Origin of the sequence: Spirosoma sp. SC4-14, from assembly GCF_037201965.1 — a bacterium.
Classification (GTDB): domain Bacteria; phylum Bacteroidota; class Bacteroidia; order Cytophagales; family Spirosomataceae; genus Spirosoma.
Genome location: NZ_CP147518.1, coordinates 5,814,077 through 5,834,515 on the forward strand (window position 1 = coordinate 5,814,077; position 20,439 = coordinate 5,834,515).

At 48.9% G+C, this 20,439-nt stretch carries 19 protein-coding genes; 9 read left to right on the forward strand and 10 right to left on the reverse strand.

Going from position 1 to position 20,439, the window contains the following annotated elements; genetic code table 11:
- The first annotated feature begins 65 nt into the window (after positions 1–65).
- The 5 genes from WBJ53_RS23855 to cdaA all read left to right on the forward strand — a co-directional run bounded on the left by WBJ53_RS23855 (position 66) and on the right by cdaA (position 4,845).
- Positions 66–1,241 (forward strand): acetyl-CoA C-acyltransferase, encoded by a 1,176-nt coding sequence (locus WBJ53_RS23855; protein ID WP_338870855.1) that lies wholly within the window; start codon positions 66–68, stop codon positions 1,239–1,241.
- A 78-nt stretch (positions 1,242–1,319) separates the two neighbouring features.
- The gene (locus WBJ53_RS23860; protein ID WP_338870857.1) at positions 1,320–2,261 is read left to right on the forward strand and encodes a phosphoribosylaminoimidazolesuccinocarboxamide synthase; all 942 of its coding nucleotides are present in this window, start codon (positions 1,320–1,322) and stop codon (positions 2,259–2,261) included.
- A gap of 285 nt (positions 2,262–2,546) precedes the next feature.
- Positions 2,547–2,963, forward strand: a complete 417-nt coding sequence (locus WBJ53_RS23865) for an STAS domain-containing protein (RefSeq protein WP_338870859.1) — start codon at positions 2,547–2,549, stop codon at positions 2,961–2,963.
- Positions 2,920–3,945, forward strand: coding sequence for a ribonuclease Z (locus tag WBJ53_RS23870; protein WP_338877227.1), 1,026 nt, complete (start codon positions 2,920–2,922; stop codon positions 3,943–3,945). Before WBJ53_RS23865 ends, WBJ53_RS23870 begins: the two co-directional genes overlap by 44 nt.
- A gap of 81 nt (positions 3,946–4,026) precedes the next feature.
- Positions 4,027–4,845 carry a diadenylate cyclase CdaA gene (cdaA, locus tag WBJ53_RS23875; protein WP_338870861.1) on the forward strand — a complete coding sequence of 273 codons (819 nt, stop codon included), beginning with the start codon at positions 4,027–4,029 and terminating at the stop codon, positions 4,843–4,845.
- A gap of 52 nt (positions 4,846–4,897) precedes the next feature.
- On the opposite strand, the gene WBJ53_RS23880 is transcribed toward cdaA, so the two are convergent.
- Together WBJ53_RS23880 and WBJ53_RS23885 are read right to left on the reverse strand one after the other, a co-directional pair.
- Positions 4,898–5,305, reverse strand: a complete 408-nt coding sequence (locus tag WBJ53_RS23880) for a DUF4332 domain-containing protein (protein WP_338870863.1) — start codon at positions 5,303–5,305, stop codon at positions 4,898–4,900.
- Between the two features lie 58 nt (positions 5,306–5,363).
- Positions 5,364–5,543 carry a hypothetical protein gene (locus tag WBJ53_RS23885; protein ID WP_338870865.1) on the reverse strand — a complete coding sequence of 60 codons (180 nt, stop codon included), beginning with the start codon at positions 5,541–5,543 and terminating at the stop codon, positions 5,364–5,366.
- Positions 5,544–5,732: 189 nt separating this feature from the next.
- Between WBJ53_RS23885 and WBJ53_RS23890 the strand changes: the two genes are divergently transcribed.
- Both WBJ53_RS23890 and WBJ53_RS23895 read left to right on the forward strand, forming a co-directional pair.
- Positions 5,733–6,779: a trypsin-like peptidase domain-containing protein gene (locus WBJ53_RS23890; protein WP_338870867.1), complete on the forward strand. Its 1,047-nt coding sequence runs from the start codon at positions 5,733–5,735 to the stop codon at positions 6,777–6,779.
- A 169-nt stretch (positions 6,780–6,948) separates the two neighbouring features.
- Entirely contained in the window at positions 6,949–7,536 is a 588-nt protein-coding gene (locus tag WBJ53_RS23895) for a hypothetical protein (RefSeq protein WP_338870869.1), read from the forward strand.
- 23 nt (positions 7,537–7,559) lie between these two features.
- Here the strand turns inward: WBJ53_RS23895 and WBJ53_RS23900 are convergent, their stop codons facing one another.
- The 3 genes from WBJ53_RS23900 to WBJ53_RS23910 form a co-directional block, all read right to left on the reverse strand.
- On the reverse strand, positions 7,560–8,513 hold the full coding sequence (locus tag WBJ53_RS23900) for a DUF2279 domain-containing protein (protein ID WP_338870871.1): 954 nt from the start codon (positions 8,511–8,513) through the stop codon (positions 7,560–7,562).
- Positions 8,514–8,672: 159 nt separating this feature from the next.
- Entirely contained in the window at positions 8,673–9,809 is a 1,137-nt protein-coding gene (hemW, locus tag WBJ53_RS23905) for a radical SAM family heme chaperone HemW (protein ID WP_338870874.1), read from the reverse strand.
- A 68-nt stretch (positions 9,810–9,877) separates the two neighbouring features.
- On the reverse strand, positions 9,878–10,330 hold the full coding sequence (locus tag WBJ53_RS23910) for a GNAT family N-acetyltransferase (RefSeq protein WP_338870876.1): 453 nt from the start codon (positions 10,328–10,330) through the stop codon (positions 9,878–9,880).
- A gap of 522 nt (positions 10,331–10,852) precedes the next feature.
- Here WBJ53_RS23910 and WBJ53_RS23915 point away from each other — a divergent pair.
- A complete protein-coding gene (locus tag WBJ53_RS23915; protein WP_338870878.1) occupies positions 10,853–12,169 on the forward strand; it encodes an N-acetylmuramoyl-L-alanine amidase in 1,317 nt (438 codons plus the stop codon).
- A gap of 99 nt (positions 12,170–12,268) precedes the next feature.
- Here WBJ53_RS23915 and WBJ53_RS23920 read toward each other — a convergent pair whose 3' ends face one another.
- The 3 genes from WBJ53_RS23920 to WBJ53_RS23930 form a co-directional block, all read right to left on the reverse strand.
- Positions 12,269–13,066 (reverse strand): PhzF family phenazine biosynthesis protein, encoded by a 798-nt coding sequence (locus WBJ53_RS23920; RefSeq protein ID WP_338870880.1) that lies wholly within the window; start codon positions 13,064–13,066, stop codon positions 12,269–12,271.
- A gap of 84 nt (positions 13,067–13,150) precedes the next feature.
- Positions 13,151–13,840 (reverse strand): hexitol phosphatase HxpB, encoded by a 690-nt coding sequence (hxpB, locus tag WBJ53_RS23925; RefSeq protein ID WP_338870881.1) that lies wholly within the window; start codon positions 13,838–13,840, stop codon positions 13,151–13,153.
- Between the two features lie 102 nt (positions 13,841–13,942).
- Entirely contained in the window at positions 13,943–14,230 is a 288-nt protein-coding gene (locus WBJ53_RS23930; protein WP_338870883.1) for a YciI family protein, read from the reverse strand.
- Positions 14,231–14,532: 302 nt separating this feature from the next.
- Between WBJ53_RS23930 and WBJ53_RS23935 the strand changes: the two genes are divergently transcribed.
- Entirely contained in the window at positions 14,533–16,881 is a 2,349-nt protein-coding gene (locus WBJ53_RS23935; protein ID WP_338870885.1) for a prolyl oligopeptidase family serine peptidase, read from the forward strand.
- 77 nt (positions 16,882–16,958) lie between these two features.
- Here the strand turns inward: WBJ53_RS23935 and WBJ53_RS23940 are convergent, their stop codons facing one another.
- Together WBJ53_RS23940 and WBJ53_RS23945 are read right to left on the reverse strand one after the other, a co-directional pair.
- Complete coding sequence (locus tag WBJ53_RS23940; RefSeq protein ID WP_338870887.1) at positions 16,959–19,523, reverse strand: T9SS type A sorting domain-containing protein; 2,565 nt, start codon at positions 19,521–19,523, stop codon at positions 16,959–16,961.
- 177 nt (positions 19,524–19,700) lie between these two features.
- A complete protein-coding gene (locus WBJ53_RS23945; RefSeq protein WP_338870889.1) occupies positions 19,701–20,195 on the reverse strand; it encodes a hypothetical protein in 495 nt (164 codons plus the stop codon).
- Between the last annotated feature and the right edge of the window lie 244 nt (positions 20,196–20,439).

The following is a 20,439-nucleotide window of genomic DNA, read 5'->3' on the forward strand; positions in this document are numbered from 1 at the left end:
GCCCCTTTTTCTGTTATGGTACTAGCGCTAAGCCGCCTGGCTCGCTCCATTAACAACTAGTGACTATGAACGAAGTCGTAATAATTTCTGCTGTGCGAACGCCTATCGGGTCGTTTGGTGGTGTGTTTTCAACCCTGTCGGCTACCGATCTGGGGGCTGCGGCTATTCGGGGAGCCCTAACCCGCGCCGGAGTGTCGGCCGATCTGGTTCAGGAAGTATATATGGGTAATGTAGTGTCGGCCAATGTTGGGCAGGCTCCCGCCCGGCAAGCGGCCCTTAAAGCGGGCATACCCGCAACAGCTCCCTGCACCACCATCAATAAAGTGTGTGCTTCGGGGGCTAAAGCCATTATGCTGGCGGCCCAGAGCATTCAGTTAGGGCTAGCCGATATTGTGGTGGCGGGTGGTATGGAAAGCATGACAAATGCCCCCTATTATGTTCCAAAAGCTCGTTTTGGCTATAAATACGGCAATGGTGAATTAGTTGACGGGCTGGCCCGCGATGGATTGGTTGATGCTTATGACCAGTGCGCCATGGGCGTTTTTGCCGATCAGACGGCCCGCCAGTATGCCATCAGCCGGGAAGCACAGGACGCCTACACCGTGCAGTCGTATAAGCGGTCGGAGGCCAATACGCAGAACGGTCGTTTTGGTTCTGAAATTATTGCGGTAGAAGTGCCCGGCCGCAAAGGCGCAATCACCATAAGCGAAGATGAAGAATACAAAAACGTCATCTATGATAAAATCCCAACGCTGAAGCCAGCCTTTGGAGCGGATGGCACCGTAACGGCCGCCAGTTCGTCGCCAATCAGCGATGGCGCTTCGGCACTGGTTATTATGAGCCGCCACCGGGCCGACCAGTTGGGCGTAAAACCGTTGGCCCGGATTGTGGCCTATGCCGATGCGGAACAAGAACCGCAATGGTTTACAACAGCGCCAACCAAAGCGGTTCCGCTTGCACTCGAACGGGCAGGGTTAACCGCCAACGATATTGATTTTTTTGAAGTGAATGAAGCCTTTGCAGTTGTTCCACTTGCATTCAGTACGGTCTTAGCGATACCCCAGGAAAAATTAAATGTATTCGGCGGAGCGGTTTCTATCGGCCATCCGCTGGGCGCATCAGGTGCCCGAATCGTAACGACGCTAACGAATGTTTTACAGCAAAACAACGGTCGTTATGGCGCTGCCGGTATCTGCAACGGTGGTGGCGGAGCTTCAGCCATTGTAATTGAGAAACTATAAAAGTCCCCCAGCCCCTGAAAAGGAAGTGCTGCTTTAAAAAGTATGCGGTATCACCTTCTCGTCGGGGCGTCATAAAAAATGAACGCCATACAAGAAACCAACTTCCAGTTTCCCGGCCAAACGGGCTTCTACAGAGGAAAAGTACGGGATGTTTATTCATTCCCGGACAAAATGGTAATGATCGCATCCGACCGCATTTCGGCATTTGATGTGGTACTACCTCGCCCAATTCCCTATAAAGGCCAGGTTCTCAACCAAACAGCCGCTTATTTTCTGAAGGCCACGGCCGATATTGTGCCAAACTGGCTGCTCGATGTTCCAGATCCGAATGTAAGTGTTGGCTTAAAGTGTGAACCGTATGCCGTTGAGATGGTAGTACGCGGTTATCTGGCTGGCCATGCCTGGCGTGAGTACCGCGATGGGCACCGGATGCTATGCGGAGTTGCCTTACCCGAGGGTCTGCGCGAAAATGATCGCCTGCCCGAACCAATCATTACGCCATCGACCAAAGCCCACGAAGGACACGACGAAGACATAAGTCGTGAAGAAATTCTACAACAGGGCATTGTGTCAGAAGCCGACTATGTTCAGCTCGAACGCTACGCCCTGGCCCTGTTTAAACGCGGAACCGAAATGGCAGCCGAGCGCGGCCTGATTCTGGTCGATACCAAATATGAGTTCGGTAACCTCGATGGCAAGGTTTATCTGATCGACGAAGTACATACCCCCGACTCGTCGCGCTATTTTTATATGGATACCTATGAGGCTAATCTGGCCGCCAATCTGCCCCAAAAGCAGCTATCCAAGGAGTTTGTCCGCGAGTGGCTCATTGCAAATGGTTTTCAGGGAAAAAGCGGGCAAACCGTTCCAGCCATGACCGATGAGTGGGTAAATCAGATTTCGGCCCGGTATATCGAGTTGTATGAAACCGTTACGGGCCAGGCGTTTCAACCTGCCAATCCCAGCATCGATCCAGCGGAACGAATAGAAACCAACGTTCGTAAATCAATTTCTATTTGACTTATCAACTTACTCCGTTAAGTTGCTTCGTAAATACAAAATTTTCGCTCATAGCCATTGTACGATAAGATGGCTATGAGCGAACGTGTGGGAACTATCGGCACCTTGGCTTTCGTAAATCAGGTAGTCTGTCTAAACGCGCTCCCATTACGTCTAATACAGAGATCGATCAGCCATTCTATCCACAAATCGTTTCGCCAACGATTTTCAAAAAAATTAAGATTTATTCATATATTATTTAACGAACCGTTTTTAAATTCCAGAAACCTGAAACCAAATAACCAGATGAATTACACAATCGAAAGAAACGAGCAGTATGCTCTGATCCGGCTGGCAGAAAGCGAATTTGGTGGTGACGTAGCAACTGAGTTCGAAAACCTGAGCCGTTCCTTGTTCCGTTCGGGTTATAGTAATATAATTGTTGACATGGCCTCAACCCAATCGGTCGATCCGGTGGGCGTTAGTACCATTCGTAAGATAAACCGTCAGTGTACTAACGAAGTTGGTTTATTCGTGTTAGTGACAAAGAATGATGACTTGATTGATTTTCTGGATACGGCGAATATCAGCGACCTGACAATTCTGCCAACAGTAGAAGAAGCTGTCGACGCCGTGTTTATGAATGAGTTGGAGAACGATTTTCGCAGTGAGGAAGATGATGAGTACGACGCAGGGGGAAGCATCGGCCGGGATGCCGACTAAAGAATCAGTTTCTGATTATGAACACCATAAACCAGGCAATCCGACATTTGCTCTTACAATACTAGGGGCCGGGTCGGCAACTCCTACATTACGCTATCATCCAACATCGCAGTTGCTCACGGTTGGTAACGACTATATGCTCATCGACTGTGGCGAAGGCACTCAGCTTCGGCTCATTGAGCAAAAAATTCGACCGGGGCGGCTGCGGTATATTTTTATAACCCATCTGCACGGCGATCATTATTTCGGTCTCCCTCCTCTTCTGTCGACTCTGAATCTGGCAGGTCGTACTGAAGATCTCTTTCTGTTTGGCCCGCGTGGCCTCGATGAAGTGCTTACTACAATTTTTCGGGTATCAGACTCTCGGCTGGGCTATAAACTGCATTTCCAGCCAGTGAATCCGGAAACCTCAACGCTGTTGCTGGACCATCCACAGGTAACTGTCGAATCAATTCCGCTCCAGCACCGAATCGATTGCTCTGGCTATCTGTTTCGGGAAAAGCCACACCCGCGTCGGCTACTGCGCGACCGACTGCCCAGCGATATACCAGTTCAGTATTTAAAAATGCTGAAAGAGGGTCATGATATTCTAAGTCCAGAAGGAGCTATTATTCATACCGCCGACGATGTTACGGTGCCGGGTTTGCCATCCCGTTCCTATGCTTTCTGTTCCGATACCCGCTATATAGAAGAGTTGGCGGCCCAGTTGCATGGTGTCGATCTGCTGTATCACGAAGCAACATTTCTGGAAGATAATGCGCTCCGGGCCGCCGAGGTTTTTCATTCGACTGCTAAGCAGGCCGCAACCGTTGCCGCTAAAGCAGAAGCTGGCCGACTGCTGATTGGGCACTTTTCGTCGCGCTACAAACAATATGATGCATTTGTTAATGAAGCCAGAACCGTTTTTCCAGAAACGTATATTGCGACAGAAGGCACAACAATTCCCATTGAAAACTGGAGCGATCGCTCATCAACTTCCTGATCGGTTTAGCCCTTTGCGTAAGTTGAGTAAACAATCCTCTGGAATCTGATTATATTTAGGCCCCTAATAATTCATTCACACATGCTGGCCTTTCACTTAGGCTTTCTGGATGTCGGTTGGCTCGACATACTCGACATTCTGCTGGTTGCACTACTTATTTATCAAATCTATAACGTTGTTCGAGGCAGTGTTGCCAGTCGGGTATTCATTGGCTATTTGCTGGTCTATCTGGCTTATTTGCTGGTTAAAGCCCTCGGTCTGCACCTACTGACAACGATTCTGGAATATTTTATCAGTGTTGGTGCACTGGCGCTGATTATTATTTTCCAGCAGGAAATCAGACGATTTCTTTTGCTGATTGGCAAATCAACCAATGTAGCCAATAGTCGCTGGATCCGACGGTGGCTGCTCCGCCAACCCGAAGTTGGTGAACCTGTTACACCGCTTCGCCCTATAATGGATGCCTGTAAAACACTAAGCGCGGAGTTTTCGGGAGGGCTGATTGTGATTCGGAAAAACGACGATCTGGAGAAATTTACCCAATCGGGCGAGGTCATCGACGCAGAAGTCTCGAAACCACTGCTGCTGGCTATTTTCAGTCAGTACAGTCCACTACACGATGGAGCCGTGATTATTGGCGATGGCCGAATCGAAGCAGCCCGTTGTATTCTGCCCGTTTCGGAAGATGACGAACTTCCCCCTTCATTAGGGTTTCGGCATAGAGCCGCTTTAGGCATGAGCGAAGCCACCGATGCTGCTATTATAGCGGTTTCGGAAGAAAGTGGTCGGCTAACACTAGCTCTAAACGGTGAATTATACACAAATCTTACCCTGTCGGATCTGGAAGATCGACTCAACAAGTACCTGCGCGAACCCGGCCGAAAAGAACACAAACTATAAAGGGAGATCGGAGGGTATGCTCCGGATCCCCCTTTCCTATATAGTTAATTAGCTAATATTCCAGCATACGAGGCAGGCTCTTGGCCTGTTCGACAAAGTCGGTTACCTGCTCCACCGAAGGCGGACGCTGGGTAAACTGTCTTTTACTGTTGATTTCGATCAGCTTTGCATGCAGATTAACTGCCGAACGCTGGGCTAGCTCCACAACGGTATCGACTCCGGCTTCTTCCATCAGATCGCTATAAACGCGTCCAATGCCCTTGATTCGGGCTAAATCAGCCCGATTGGCTAATTCCAGCAGAAAAGAAGGGTCGATACCAACGGCAGCCGCTAGTGATTTGCGATCTTGCGGAGTTTTGCTCGCTTCAAGAAGGGCATCGCTATCGCCCAGGCCCTGGCCTTTGAGGGCATACACCATGGCATCAGTAGTTCCACGAAGTTCTCCTAACGTAATGCTCATAACAAATAAGAGGTAGGTTAATGTTTGGGGGCAGAATGACCTTCAGTCTGCCTATACATTATGAACGAACAAGATACTTTCTACGAGTATCGTTTAACAGGAATTTTTTCTGAACGGTAAAACTTTCCGGGTGCATTTGCCCAAATTCATTTTCCCACTCAGCATACCGCCCAGGCTCCTGCTCCTGAAAACGGATACGATCAATTTTCTTTTGTATTAAATACTCTTCAAAAGTCATACGACAATTTGACCGTATTTACGGTTTTCCAGCAGTAAAGTTACATGCACAAATATACATAGTCAATTATTTTATAGTATTAAGGTCATTTCAATGACAAATTGACGCATAAACTACCTGATATACATGAAGAAAAGATGTTGGAACAGATCATGTTCCGCTTTCTTTCTCATGTAAACCAGAAATCGTATGAACACCCAATTTGTGTCATTTACCGACGCGGTTTCGCAGCCAGGAGAAAATGGGGAACAAGATCAGATTCTGCTGGATGCTTACTCCAACACGGTAGTAAATGTAGCTAAAAAAGTAAGTCCGTCGGTAGTGCAGATTAAAGTGAGCGGCCGGAACCAAAACGCCAGTCGAGCCCCTCAACCGGGCCGCCGTCCGGGCTCATCGCGACCGGGTTCTAACGATGGCGGGAGCGGATCAGGATTTATTATCTCTACCGATGGGTATATCATTACCAATAATCATGTAGTGGCCGGAGCCAGTAGCCTGGTGGTTGGCCTGCCCGATGGACGCGATTTTGACGCTACACTCATCGGGCGCGATCCAGCAACCGATATTGCCGTTATTAAAATTTATGCCGATGGGCTTAAAGCCATTCGCTTTGCCGATTCCAAACAAGTGCAGGTTGGTCAGATTGCCATTGCCGTTGGCAATCCCTATGGCTTTCAGTATTCGCTGACGGCGGGTGTGGTTAGTGCATTAGGCCGGACACTTCGTTCCGAATCGGGTCGGCTCATCGACGATGTGCTACAGACCGATGCAGCCTTAAATCCAGGCAATTCGGGCGGACCACTCGTAAACTCCAACGGCGATGTAATAGGCGTTAACACAGCCGTTATTTTACCCGCTCAGGGCATTTGTTTTGCCGTATCGTCCAACCTGGCTGCACTAGTTGCCGGTAAACTTATTATAGAAGGGCGGGTTCGCCGGGGCTATCTGGGCATTGCCGGTCAACTCATCAACCTCACCGAACGAATAAAACAATACAATCAGCTCAGCACCCGAACCGGTGTACTCGTTGCCAGTGTTGAAGCCGATGGCATTGCGGGAAATGGAGAACTTATGCAGGGCGATATCATTGTCGAATTCAACGGACACCCAATAGCCACCGTCGATGACCTGCATCGCCACCTCACCGACGATACCATTGGGCGTCGAATTCAGTTGACCATTCTACGAGAAAACCGACAGAAAGGTGTCATTGTTATTCCCGGCGAGATGAACTAATTAAACCACTATAAAAAGGCCCTGATCATCAAATCAGGGCCTTTTTATAGTGGTTTCTAACTAGCTCCCGGAATAGTATTTTGGTGCAAATCCTAACAATGATGAATCTTTAGAAGTTAGAGAAGCAAAGTATCTGTCTAATTTATCTAATCATTCACTTTACTCGACTATGAAACGTGTTCTTTTGGCACTCTTCGTTCTGGCTGGCTTTTCGGCTTCTGCACAGGAATACAAACCTTTTAAGGTTAATGTATCGGTAGGTTTCGCGAAACCGCTCAATGCGGGTGTATCGGGGGGTGTGCTGTTCGCTGTTGAACCCAAATATGGCTTAAGCGACAATTTCGATCTGGGTCTTCGTCTCGAAGTAGCTTCTGTTGCCCGCGGTATCAAATACAACGGCAACACTACAACCGGCGATGTTGGCGCTTTTGCGTCGTATTTGCTAACGGGTAATTATCTGTTCGGCAAAGGTAGTGTTCGTCCTTTTCTGGGCCTGGGGGTTGGGTTCTATAGTGTAGCGTCGGGCGGTACGGTTACGGTAGTCGATGGCCAGACACCCCAAAACGTCAATCTGGTTTCCGATACCAAATTTGGCGGGATGATTCGGGGAGGTATCAAAGCCGGCCACTTTGTTGCTGCCGTCGAATACAATGCAGCCCCAACTACCGACAACACACTGGCCAACACCACCATCACCAGCGAAAATGCCTATCTGGGCATCAAAGTAGGTGTCGATATTGGCGGTGGACGTAAGTAGTCCGAACCGGGACCCGGTTAAGATTACTCCTTTGGCAAAATCAATGGATGAAACCGGAGCCCGTTTATCCGATTGAACTCCAGCGAGGGAGCCGGAATTTTGAAAAATTGGGCGGTACCGATAAATCGTTGTAACGACGGACTGAATGCACCAACGCGTGAGAGGTCGGCGTCGGGCGAAATAAAAAATTGTCGGTATCGCTCAAATTTCACTTCCCGGCCATTCTGATCAAAAACGGGTGGATTCTCATGTCCTCCAATCATGCCACTGCCGCTGTAGCCAACATCCAGATTCAGCCAGCGCGGAAACGATGGTCCTACCGGCAATACCGATGCCAGATTGACCGATAGCCAATACTGCTGACCATTGTAATCCTTAAGCATCTGCACACCCGTTGTACGTCCCAGCAAATTTGGCCGATAGGGTGGAAAAATTGTTTTCCGAAAACCGTATTTCAGGGAAACAACCTGTTGACCGGCGCTGTATTGCTGGCCAACGAAAAGCGCCGTTCCTGCTACATTGGCTACCATATCGCCTTTGGAAAATCCCCATCCTTCCGAATAGCCGTCGAATACTTCAATGGTTGTCTGAAATAGCAATGCTAATAGCCCCCCCGTCAGAATGCTGGCCCGCTCATCGACACCACTCCAGCGCATCAGTTCGTAGCCTCCCCGGCTCATGCAATAGGCCGTGGCCGCATGGCCTACCTTATCCATCTGTAGCCATTCGCGATTGTCGTTGAAGGCATGAAAAGGGACTTTTTTCTTATACCACTGCTTTTTTAGCATCAGCAACGTGACCGTATAAAAAGCGGCCGTTCCAATCAGCACCCCAATAAATCGCCCCTGACGAATGCCAGATTGATCGGCAACACTGATAGGAACCGGTGCTGGTGGCAATGGCTGTGCTCGTAGCGATTGCACCAACAGGATGGTCATAAACCCAATCAGAACGGTTGTCTGCGTTTGGTGTTTCATGCCCCAAAAGTACCAAAAACGAGAAGTATACAGATCCCTGGATTTAGAGTATGTTCTTTTTCGACAGGATTTTTAGGATTTTTAGGATTAGTCGATCTGGTTATTTTCAAAACTAATCCTAAAAATCCTGTTAATCCTGTCGAAAAAGAATCAGTTAGTCTACTCGAAAAATAAGGAAGCCGCGACCCGATCGGCAAAAAGTTTACCCGATTCGGTCAATCGCAGCCAGTCGCCCTCCTGTTTCAACCAGCCAGAGGCATACATAGCAGCCAGATCAGCAGCCTGTTTTTTCGAAAAATCTTCTCCCGCCAGCGTAGTAAGCGCTGAGAGCGAACAGCCCCACTTTGTTCGTAAGCCAGTCAGCAAATAATCGTTGACCTGATCGGCCATACTTAGTTCTTCAACCGTTGCCGGTATATCACCTTTTCCGATCGCTACGGTATAGCGGGCATTATTGGCAATGTTATACTGGCGGCTCGAACCGTTGTAGGAGTGTGCGCTCGGCCCAATACCCAAATAAGGCCGTCGTTGCCAGTAGGCCGTGTTATGACGGGCGTATTGCTCTGGCCTGGCAAAGTTCGAAATCTCATAGTGCTCATACCCTGCCCTAACCATTGCCTTGCTAAGTTCTTCAAACTGCCCGGCAGCCAGGTTCTCATCGACAGCAGGCAGTTTTCCTCGCTGCTGCCAGCGGCCGAAAGCCGTATCCGGTTCAATTGTGAGTGCATAGGCCGACAGGTGCGGTACATCCAGTTCAAGCATTTTTTGCAAATCCCGTTGCCAGATCGATTCTTTCTTATCGGTCTGGCCTGCGTCAGGAATTCCGTAAATCAGATCGACACTCAGCGTTTCGAAACCGGTTTCACGCGCTAGCTGTACGCAATTTTCGGCTTCGGCAGCCGAGTGAGCGCGGTTCATCCAGCGAAGTGTTGCTTCATCGAACGTCTGAATACCAATACTTAGCCGATTTACATACTGGCGCAGTAACTGCAATTTACTAACACTAAGATCATCGGGATTAGCTTCCAGTGTGATTTCGGCATCAGAAGACACAACAAAGTGGCGGTGAATGGTATCGAAAATGGTGGCCAGTTCCTGCTCGGTCAGCAGTGATGGCGTACCGCCACCAAAGTAAACGGTTTCGAGTTTGTTATTGGGCAGGTACTCGTTCTGTAATGCAATTTCGGCGCAGAGGGCCTCAACAAGCGCCGATTTCTGACTCAAATTCGTACTGAAATGAAAGTCGCAGTAGTGGCATGCCTGCTTACAAAACGGTATATGAAGATAGAGATGCATTCTTCGCTAATGACAACAAAATCGGCTATAGGGTTCCGTTGATGTTGGTGTACCCTCGCTTGCGGGAACTATAGTTTTTTTTCCAGTACAATAGTTAGCCCGTGTTTGCCCTGAACAGTGCCAATAATGTTAAAACCGAAGCGAAGATTCAGAATAAGCATGGTGCGCCATTGGTTATAGGTTTCGGTTCTGATGGTATGATAGCTGCGTTGCCGACACCATTCGTGCTGTTGGCGCATCAGCTCGCCCGCAATTCCATGGCCGCGCAGAGCTGGTTGCACACACCCCAGCCAACTGTAGAACTGACCGGGCTTTCGCTCATAACCGAGCTTGCAACCAACAATTTGTTGATTATCGATGGCCAGCCAAAACTGCAAACCGGTTCGGGTAAGATGGTAGTGGATATCGGCCAGTATGCTGGCTGGCAACTGGCTCGTAAATACCGACGATAGAAGATCGAGAAGGGATGATTGAAGGGGCTCAGGTGGCAATCTGTCCCACAATTCGTAGCGAAGTTCCATTCAGCAAATATGGCAAAAAGCCGCTTATCGCGAACCTCACTCGTTTTTCAGCCGAAATACCTGGAACGGCTCACAGCAAGGATACCCATACTACCGCGCTTAGTTAACGGTCGGGGCATTTCTTGCAACGTTTGCTCTTTTTGTACTTCTTGCAACACTTTTTCAATACGCACTCACCACCTACAAACGGATTTGATTGTATGATTGGCTTTGAATCGTTCAGCACCGTAAGCGAGTCAGAAGAAAAAAAATCAGTAATCATCGATACCTGTTGTTTACGATGCAAAAATAGCTTGTTTAGATTTATTACAAATTAAAATTAGCAAAATTATTATACACTATCTCCCCTGCCCAAATTGCCCGGAAGCTCATGAAGGAGTACATCAGTTAAAAACAAAACACCTCACTATCAACAGTTTAACTCAAACAAATTATTTATTTCTACTCAATTTCCGACCCGTTGCTACCTGAATTAAAAACTGCCTAAGCAACTGAATTACGCCTTACGGGGTCTTTCTTTCAATGAAATCGCATCAACAAACACACAATCTGTCGACTGTTTACTCACACATTTCAAAAGAATCCTACTGTGTTTCAGGAAACATACTTAGCCAATTAATCGTATCAGGGCTTAGTCTGGCGCTATTCCTACTACCCAGGCCAGGTTGGGGGCAAGCGCCCACCTACACAACTGGCGATACGGTTGTATTGGGTCATACCCGTACAAAGCTTACTCCATTATATTATGGATTAGGGACCGATCGGCTTGGCGGTGCCCGCATGGAAACGCTGGATTCGGGCGTGGTCCTGGCGATTACCGGGCAGACCTGGATTGGTCAGGATTCGACGCATAAATTCTGGCGCGTACGGCTTTCGCCTACCCTCACAGCGTATACCCCCACCGAACACGTAATTACCGACACACTACAACGTTACCCAAGCCATTCGCTTACTGGAAACTGGACTGTTTATGGCGATACCATCCGGTCGAAGACGAGGTCTAAATTCGATTATGTTGCTGTTCGATTACCGGCCCGGCTTCCCTACCGAAGTCAGCAGCAGATCAATCCCTCAAAGCTGATCATAGATGTTTTCGGCGCAACCGTCAACACGAACTGGATTACCCAGCGGGCCACGGCGCAGGAAATTCGGAATGTGTGGTTCGAACAGATTTCAGACGAAACTGTCCGGATTTATATCGATCTGAAACACAATCAGTCATGGGGTTATTCGATATATTATCTACAGAATACCCTGATGATTCGCCTACGACGGCCACCGCTTAAACATCACCTTCGCGGCATGACCATTGCGGTCGATGCGGGACATGGGGGCAGCAATACGGGGGCTCGTGGCGAACAGTCGCTTCGGTTGGAAAAAGACCTGACACTTGATGTAGCCAACCGACTGAAGAGGCTACTCGGACGTGCAGGTGCCAAGGTGCATATGATTCGGACGACCGATACGCTCATCAGTTCGTCGGATCGTATACTGGCTATGCGCCAGTTGCTGCCCGATTTGCTGGTCAGCATTCATTTCAATTCGTCGGCCAATCCAGCGGTACGAGGTGTCAGCACATACTATAAATACATTGGCTTCCGGCCATTGAGTCAATCCATTTTGGATGCGTTTCGCCGGAAAGGGGTGCCCGAATTCGGGAATGTTGGCCATTTCAATTTCTTCTTCAACAGCCCTACCGATTACCCCAATGCACTGGTTGAAGGCCCCTTTCTGAGCAATTTGGCCGACGAAACCCTTATCCTGGACGATCGCTTTCGGCAGCAAATGGCCAAAACCATCCGACGGGGTATCAGACGGTTTGTGGCAAAAAGCCGGTAATTAAAACAGCAAAGGCAAAACAGACGCAAAGACCTAAATCAATTAGCGTCTTTGTGGCTATTGCGACCTTGTGGCTTACTTAAATTCGGGCAGTATACATTACAGAATTTCGCCGGTCATGTATAGCTGTACCTGTCCCGAAATATCGACCCGATCGCCATTGAGCTTGCAAAGCAGATAGCCATGCCGTTTCGACAGTTGTCGGGCAGCAAAATCTGTTTTTCCCAGTTGTTCGGCCCAGTAAGGTACCAGCGTAGTATGAGCCGAACCCGTTACGGGATCTTCGTCGATACCTGACTGTGGTGCAAAAAAGCGCGACACAAAGTCGATTCCCGAATCGGCATTGCCAGGTGCTGTTACGATAACCCCACGTGCCGGTACGGTGCTCATTTCCCGAAAATCTGGGTCCAGCGCTTCGATCTGAGCCTGATTTTCATAAACAAGCAGATAATCGGTTTTTCCTTTATAGACCTGCAACGGCTTTTCGTTCAGGCTGGTCAATAGTGCTGGTGGCTGTAGGTTAGCCTTTTGCACCACATCGGCCGGAAAATCGAGCGTTAGCCAGTTTTCTTCGCTCCGGCAAACTTTCAATAAACCACTGCGGGAGTTAAAATAAATATGATCGGTCAGAGGCTTCTGTTCCAGAAAAAACACCACATAGCCCGATGCCAGCGTGGCATGTCCGCACAGATCTACTTCAACGGTGGGCGTAAACCAACGAATATGGTAGTTGGCATCGCCATCCGTCTGCACATAAAAGGCTGTTTCGGCCAGGTTATTTTCGGCGGCAATCTGCTGCATTTGCTCGTCGGGGAGCCATTCAGTTAGTGGGACAACAGCAGCCGGGTTGCCACAAAAAAGTCGATCAGTAAACGTATCAAGTTGGTAAATACGCATGGGTATTAACGAAAAAGGCCATCGGCAAGTAGTCTCTGGTTTCCAGACCTTTTCTTGCCCGACCGGGTTATAGGTTATAACAGTTTAGGAGGAGTGTACTTTATTCTGAATAACGTCCAGTACTTCCTGCGAGAATGCAGTCAGTGAAGGGACAATTACATCGGCAATAGCGAACTTTGGATTACCCAGTTCGAAGGCAGCAGGCACCGCTATGGTACGCATCCCTGCCGAATAGGCCGACAACAAACCGCTACCCGAATCCTCAAACGCCACACAGTCGGCTGGTTGTACGCCGAGTTTATGAGCCGTTCCCAGGTATACATCGGGGGCTGGTTTGTTCCGGGCTTCGAGGGTAGCCGAATGCCAGAGCTTCAGGTAGTCCCGAATCCGAAGGCGATCGACAACCACCTCAATTAAACTCATGGGAGAAGCAGAAGCAATAGCTGCCGGAATACCACGCCGGAAAAAAAATTCGAGTGCGGCAATGGCCCCGGGCATTGGTTCGGCAAAGTTAGCGATGCGCTCATGAACTCCCTCAGTGATCTCATCACCCAGTTCGGCATTGGTTCGCCCACCAGCGGCCTGCTCGGTCCAGGGAGCCCGAGCATACCAGTAGTTAACAACATCGGGAATTGGCAAACCAGTTGTCTGCTTACATTCGTCATCAGTCAAGTGTAGCCCAACAGTAGCAAACACTTCCCGTTCCATAGCCCGCCAGTGAGGTTCAGAGTCCACCAGCAGACCATCCATATCAAATATTGCTGCGCGTATCAAAATCAGTCGTAAACAGTTAATGATCAGTCTCAATGAGTCCTGGCAGGCATTTTGAGTTCGGTACTGACTGAAATAAAGAAACCGAACAACCTGACAATCCAATTATACGTCGGCTTTCCGAAAGGGTTTCACATCTACCTTATCCCAAACGCCCTGCACAATATAGGGGTCTGTTTTCAGGTAATCGGTTAGTTGGTCTTCCGTTTCCATGTCAAGCAGTAACATAGAACCGATCATATTTCCGGCCACATCGAGCAGGGCTCCTCCCAGCAGAAATTGACCTTTTGCCTTCAGGGCACGAACAAAGTCGAAATGGGCCGGTCGGGCTGCCATACGACGATCAAGTGCCTGGGCATCGGTATGATCGTAAGCATGAATAACGTATTGCATCGAAGCTATGAAGGGTTTCGTTAGGCAAGATACCATCTTTCTACAAACTACGTAATAACCGATTGCAGGGTAGTCCTAAAAAACGATGATTTTCCGCCGAAAATATTGTTTACGGCATACTTCTCAAAAGTTTCTGCGTTCTCTGGCACAATCCGATATGCCATTTATCAGTTTGTAGCTAATTTGTAGCTGGCAATCTGAATTTATGTGCTTTCATGAAAAAAACTACTCTTCATCACCGAAGTATTCCGCACTGGCCATTGCTTCTTGCGTTAATCCCGGGCCCCCTCGTTGCCCAACCGATGCCAAAACCGACTGGTACTTCGGATCGTATGCAGCTCTCGGTCGAAACCATTATGCAGGACCCCAAAATCTGGATGGGCACATCGCCTTCCAACCCCTACTGGTCCGACGACTCGAAGACCCTCTATTTCAACTGGAACCCCGAAAAGGCGAAAGGTGACTCACTCTACAAAATAACCTTTACCAGCGGCAAAACGCTGGTAGCCTCTCAGCCGCAGAAAGTAAGTCCAACCGAACGGCGGGCACTCCCCACCGAACCGGTTGCGGCCTTTAACCGCGCCCGCACTCAACGACTGTTCGAACGGCAGGACGATCTGTATTGGCTCGATGTTAAAACGGGGCGCATTCGCCAGCTCACCAACACGGTTGAGGCCGAAACTAACCCGGTTTTTTCGGGCGATGAGCAACGGGTAATCTTCCGCCGAAACAATAATTTGTTTAGTATCCATTTGCAAACGGGCGAACTGACGCAGTTGACTGATTTTCGGACGGGTACCAAAAAAGCAGAACCCAAACTCACCGACGAAGAAAAATTTCTCAAAAAGGATCAGTTGGGATTGTCGATGATTCTGAAAGAACGAAAAGAGAAACACGACGAAGCCGACAAAATCAGCAAAGCCGACAAGCCAAAACGCCCTAAAGAAATTTACCTGGACGAAAAACAACTGTCGAATCCGCAGCTTAGTCCCAACGGTCGGTTTGTTACATATCGGCTGGCCAAAAGTCCCAGCAATGCCAAAACAGCCCAGGTACCCAACTACGTGACCGAATCGGGCTATACGGAAGAACTTCGGGCGCGCACAAAAGTTGGATCGCCGTTGGTCAGCTATGAATTTTTCGTGTACGACCTTGCTAAAGATACTGTTCGGGCGGTCGGTGTAAACGATATTCCGGGCATTAGCGATAAACCGGATTATGTAACAACCAGCGGTAAAGCGAAGAGCGATACGGCGAAAAAAAAACGTCCGGTTGTTATCAATGGCCCAGTCTGGTCGGAAGATGGTAACGTATGTGTGGTAGTGATTCGGGCGCAGGATAACAAAGACCGATGGATTATGCGTTTCGACCCCGAAACCCTTAAACTTACCTTACTGGACCGGCAACGCGACGAAGCCTGGATTGGCGGCCCTGGCATTGGCAACATGAATGCGCCGGGTAATATGGGTTTTCTGGCCGATAACCAAACGCTGTGGTTTCAGTCGGAAGCCGATGGCTACTCGCATCTCTACACAATCAATGCGCTGACGGGCGGGCCGAAAAAACAATTGACATCGGGTAAGTTTGAAGTGCAGCAGGTGTTGCTATCGAAAGACAAAACGCATTTTTTCCTGCAAACCAACGAAGTACATCCGGGCGAACAGCACTATTATCGGATGTCGGTAAATGGTGGCGAACGCACCCGGCTAACCACCATGACGGGAGCCAACGATGTAACCCTATCGCCCGACGAAACCCGGCTGGCCATTCGCTATTCATCGAGCAATCAACCCTGGGAGTTGTATATGCTGGACCTTACCGCAAAAGGAAAAAACGAGCCCATAAAACTCACCAGTTCGCAAACGGACGAATTCAAAAGGTACGCCTGGCGCGAACCAACACTGATCACGATTCCGGCCCGCGATGGACAAACAATTTATGGGAGGCTCTACAAACCTCAGAATCCATCGGGAAAAAGCGTTGTATTTGTTCACGGAGCAGGCTATTTGCAGAATGCGCATAAATGGTGGAGTCAGTATTTCCGCGAGTATATGTTCCATAATTTGCTGGCCGACAAAGGCTATACCGTTCTCGACATCGACTATCGTGCCAGTTCAGGCTATGGTCGAGACTGGCGAACGGGCATCTATCGGCACATGGGTGGCAAAGACCTGACCGACCATGTAGATGCAGCTAAATGGCTCGTTCAGACGCAGGGCGTAGATGCAAATCGGATTGGGATTTATGGTGGTTCATACGGTGGGTTTATTACCCTGATGGCCATGTTTACGACTCCCGACGTATTTAAGGCCGGTGCAGCACTTCGGCCCGTAACTGACTGGGCTGCCTATAACCACCCCTACACCGCCAACATTCTGAATGAACCCCAAAGCGACTCGCTCTCCTACCGGCAATCGTCACCAATCTATTTTGCCGAAGGGCTAAAGGGCTATCTGCTCATCTGCCACGGCATGGTCGATGTAAACGTCCATTTTCAGGACACGGTACGGCTGATGCAACGGCTGATTGAACTCAGGAAAGACAACTGGGAAGTAGCCGCCTATCCGATGGAAGACCACGGATTTGTGGAACCAACCAGTTGGATGGACGAATACAAGCGTATTTTAAAACTGTTTGACGAACGGCTGTAGTTTTCCGTTTACGGTTTTCAGTGGCTTCGCCAGGTTAGACGCTTACTTCGGCGAAGCACTGAAAACTGTAAACTTCCCTATTCCACCAGCACCCGAATTACGCTTTGCCGATCGCCGGCTTCGGCTTTTAGAAGATAAATCCCTGGCGAAATGCCGGTCAATGGCCATTCGGCCTGTTTTTTACCGCTGAAAGCAGGAATCTGAAACGTGTGCACGCTGCTACCGGCTGCGTTGAAGAGTTGTATCTGCACGGGGTGTCGATCGGTTTGTTCAATGTCAAGTCGTAGCCGATCGGCAATCGGGTTTGGAGCTACTTTTATCGATAGAGTTCCCAGCGGTTCGGTAATAGCTGTTACAATAAACGTGACAAAATCGGACGGGGGCGATGCACATCCATTTTGGGTCACAATCACATAATAACTCCCACTCTGAGATGGCGTTATTGTCGATTGAGTGGCATTGGCAATTGCTTTACCGGTGCTTGAATCCGTTTTTATATACCATTGCACACCATTGACATCCACAACCGATAGGGTCGTACTGGTTTGGGTAATAATGGGCTTGGGCGGCAATGGAGCTAATGCTTTAACCGTTACGAATGTAGTGGTGGTAGTACAGCGATTACTATCCAGCACACTAACCGTATAGGTTCCTTCGGCCAGTCCTGTTTGGGTCTGTGTTCGGGCGGCCAGCGTATCCCGGCCTTCGGTTTGCCAGTAGAATGTAAACGGCTTTACTCCGCCAACCAGTTTCACACTCGCTTCGCCATCTTTCCCACCCGAACAAGCGACATCTTTTACCTGACCGGGCAACAACGTCATGGCCGACGCATCGGTCACCGTAGCGCGCACCGAATCCCGGCAACCGACTTCGTCGATCACCCGAAAGAGATAGGTTCCTGGCTGCAGGGCCGTGAATTGATTACTCGTTTGAGGAGGTCGACTGTTTAGTTGAAACTGGCGTCCGCTACCTGCTCCTCCTCCAGTGGTTAAAGCAACCTGACCGGTGGGGCATACACAACAGGTAGCAGGCACAACAGATGCCTGTATTTTCAGCGGATCGGCTTTACCAATTGTTACCGACACCAGTGCCGTGCAGCCGTTCGCATCGGTACCAACCACCGTATAATTACCCATAGCCAGGTTTTTGAATACATTACTGGTCTGTGGTATTTTGGTTGATGTTAGCTGATATTGAAGAGGGCCCGTTCCGCCACCGGGCGTCAGGGTAATGGCTCCACTATTATCACCAAAACAGTTTACGGGCGTTACGGCAGCCGTTAATGACAACAGGGCTGGCTGAGTAACAACCACCGCCTTTGTACCCAAACATCCATTACCATCCTTTATACCGATCTGATACGTATTGGCCGCCAGTCCAGTAAATACGGTTCCGGCCTGAAATGGCGCACTACCAATCTGAAATTGATATGCTCCGGCTCCTCCCGCTCCCGACACACTGATGATTCCATCCCCCGATCCTGTACATTTCGTAGGCGTCACTGTCGCAATAATATCGAGCGGTTGAGGGGCACCAATAACTGCCGTCTGCGATGTTGAACATCCCGTGGCATCAACCAGTGTTACAACGTAAGTTGTTTTATCTTTCAGATCCAGAAATGTTTCACCCGTTTGTAGTGGTCCCGCATTTAGCTGATATTGGTAGGGCGCATTGCCTCCACTTCCCGATACAATGATACCGCCATCGGCACCACCCGCACATTTGGCATTAACTGCTTTCATCGTCAGCGAAAGCGATGTAGGTTGTTTCACGTCGGCTATTGTTTGGGCCGTACATCCAATATGATCTTTCACGGTCACCTTGTAGGTTCCGGCTTTTAGGTTCGAAAAAATATTGGATGTCTGGAACGCTTGTCCTTCCAACTGAAATTGCAGTTGCCCCGTGCCACCCGTTGCCGACACAAAAATCTGCCCCGTACTGGTTCCGGAACAGGTAGCAGGGGTGGGTGTATTACCAACGGTAATCCCCGGCGACAGGCTAAGCTGCGCTGGCGCGCTGCTCACAGTTCCGCATGTGTTGGTCAGTTTGGCAATATAAGTCCCAGCTTGCGACAGTTGCGCATTTGTCAGGGTAAGTTGTGAGCCAGTGGCACCGGGTACGATAACCCCATTTTGTGTCCAGCTATAGGAAATGTCAGACCCCGTCGAAGACACGGAAAACGAAATGGTTGCACCTCCACAGGCCGACTGCGACACGGGCGATCCTGTTATGGTGATGGGATCGTTAACCGAAACCGTTCGGTTAACATCAACAGCCGTTACACCTTTCGGGCCAGTAACCGAACAGCGGGCCGTATAGGTAGTCGTTTGCGCTGGTTTAACCGTAATACTGGCAGTGGTTTGTCCGGTAGACCATAAAATAGCTCCGGTGGCTGGGCACCCTGCTAATGACAAGCTTATGCTTCCGCCCGCACAAACTGCAGGTGATTCGGGCGAAACGGTCAGCGATATGGGAGTAGCCAGTGTACTGGAACTACCGGAAGAAGTTGATCCACTGATTGGTGTGTTTGGGAATGAACCGTCGTTAGCTTTCGCTATAGTAACCAGAGCAACCAGAAGCCAGATAGCCGCGAATTGCCCGTAGTTGAACATACGACGATAAAATGGTAAACAAAATTTCATGAACCTGTCGATTTAGCAGAGTAGCAAAGTTACCTGTTTATACTATGTAACCGGCGGGTTCATTGTTTACGAACAGTGCATTTTCTATCCTAAGAAAGCAAAAGGGAGCCCTTGAGCTCCCTTTTTTATGAAACGGTTTAGTTCGATTGATCGATGGAAACCGAAGATCTCCGTCAATCAATAAAACAGTCCCCAGTCGTCAGGGGCATCGTTATCTTTGTCGAAACTATTTACCCACTCAACAAACAAAAGCCTGAACTGCTCAATTTCATCGCGCAGAACATCCAGATAGGCAGGGGTAGCAAGTTTCTCGGCTTTGCAATATGAGGTTTGCGCCAGTAATTCGCGAGCGTGCATTTTAATAATCACGGCATTTTCCATACGCAGTGTATACAGATCCCCCCCTTCGGCACCAACAATTTTGGGGGCCAGCATCATAGCATTAGCCAACATCTGCTCATGCATCATCAGCACATCTTCTTCCTTATTAATCGTTTCGACAATAGCCTGGGTTAATTCTACCAGTTCATTGGCTTTACGCAAAATAGGCAGATTCTTAATTCGCCGGTTCTCGGCTTCCATTTCAGCACGGGCTTCTTCAGGATCATAGTCCTCGTCGAAACCGTCCCAGTCCATGAAACTGTCGTCGTCGTCTTCGTCATCAAAGTTCATCGCGAATCGGCGAAGGGGTTCAGTACCTTCTCACGGACAAAGTAACACAAACCTTTCCCGAAAACAAATCAATTTAACCGAAAACTAATACCATAACTAGCCTGAACGTCAGTATACTGGTAAATTAGCTTTATATCTGCTGCTTCCTGACCTACTTTCTATTCTACAAGCTATCAACATATCCTATTTCGATAATCAATTAAAAAGCACTTAGCCAAAGATTAAAATTATCAAATGAATAACT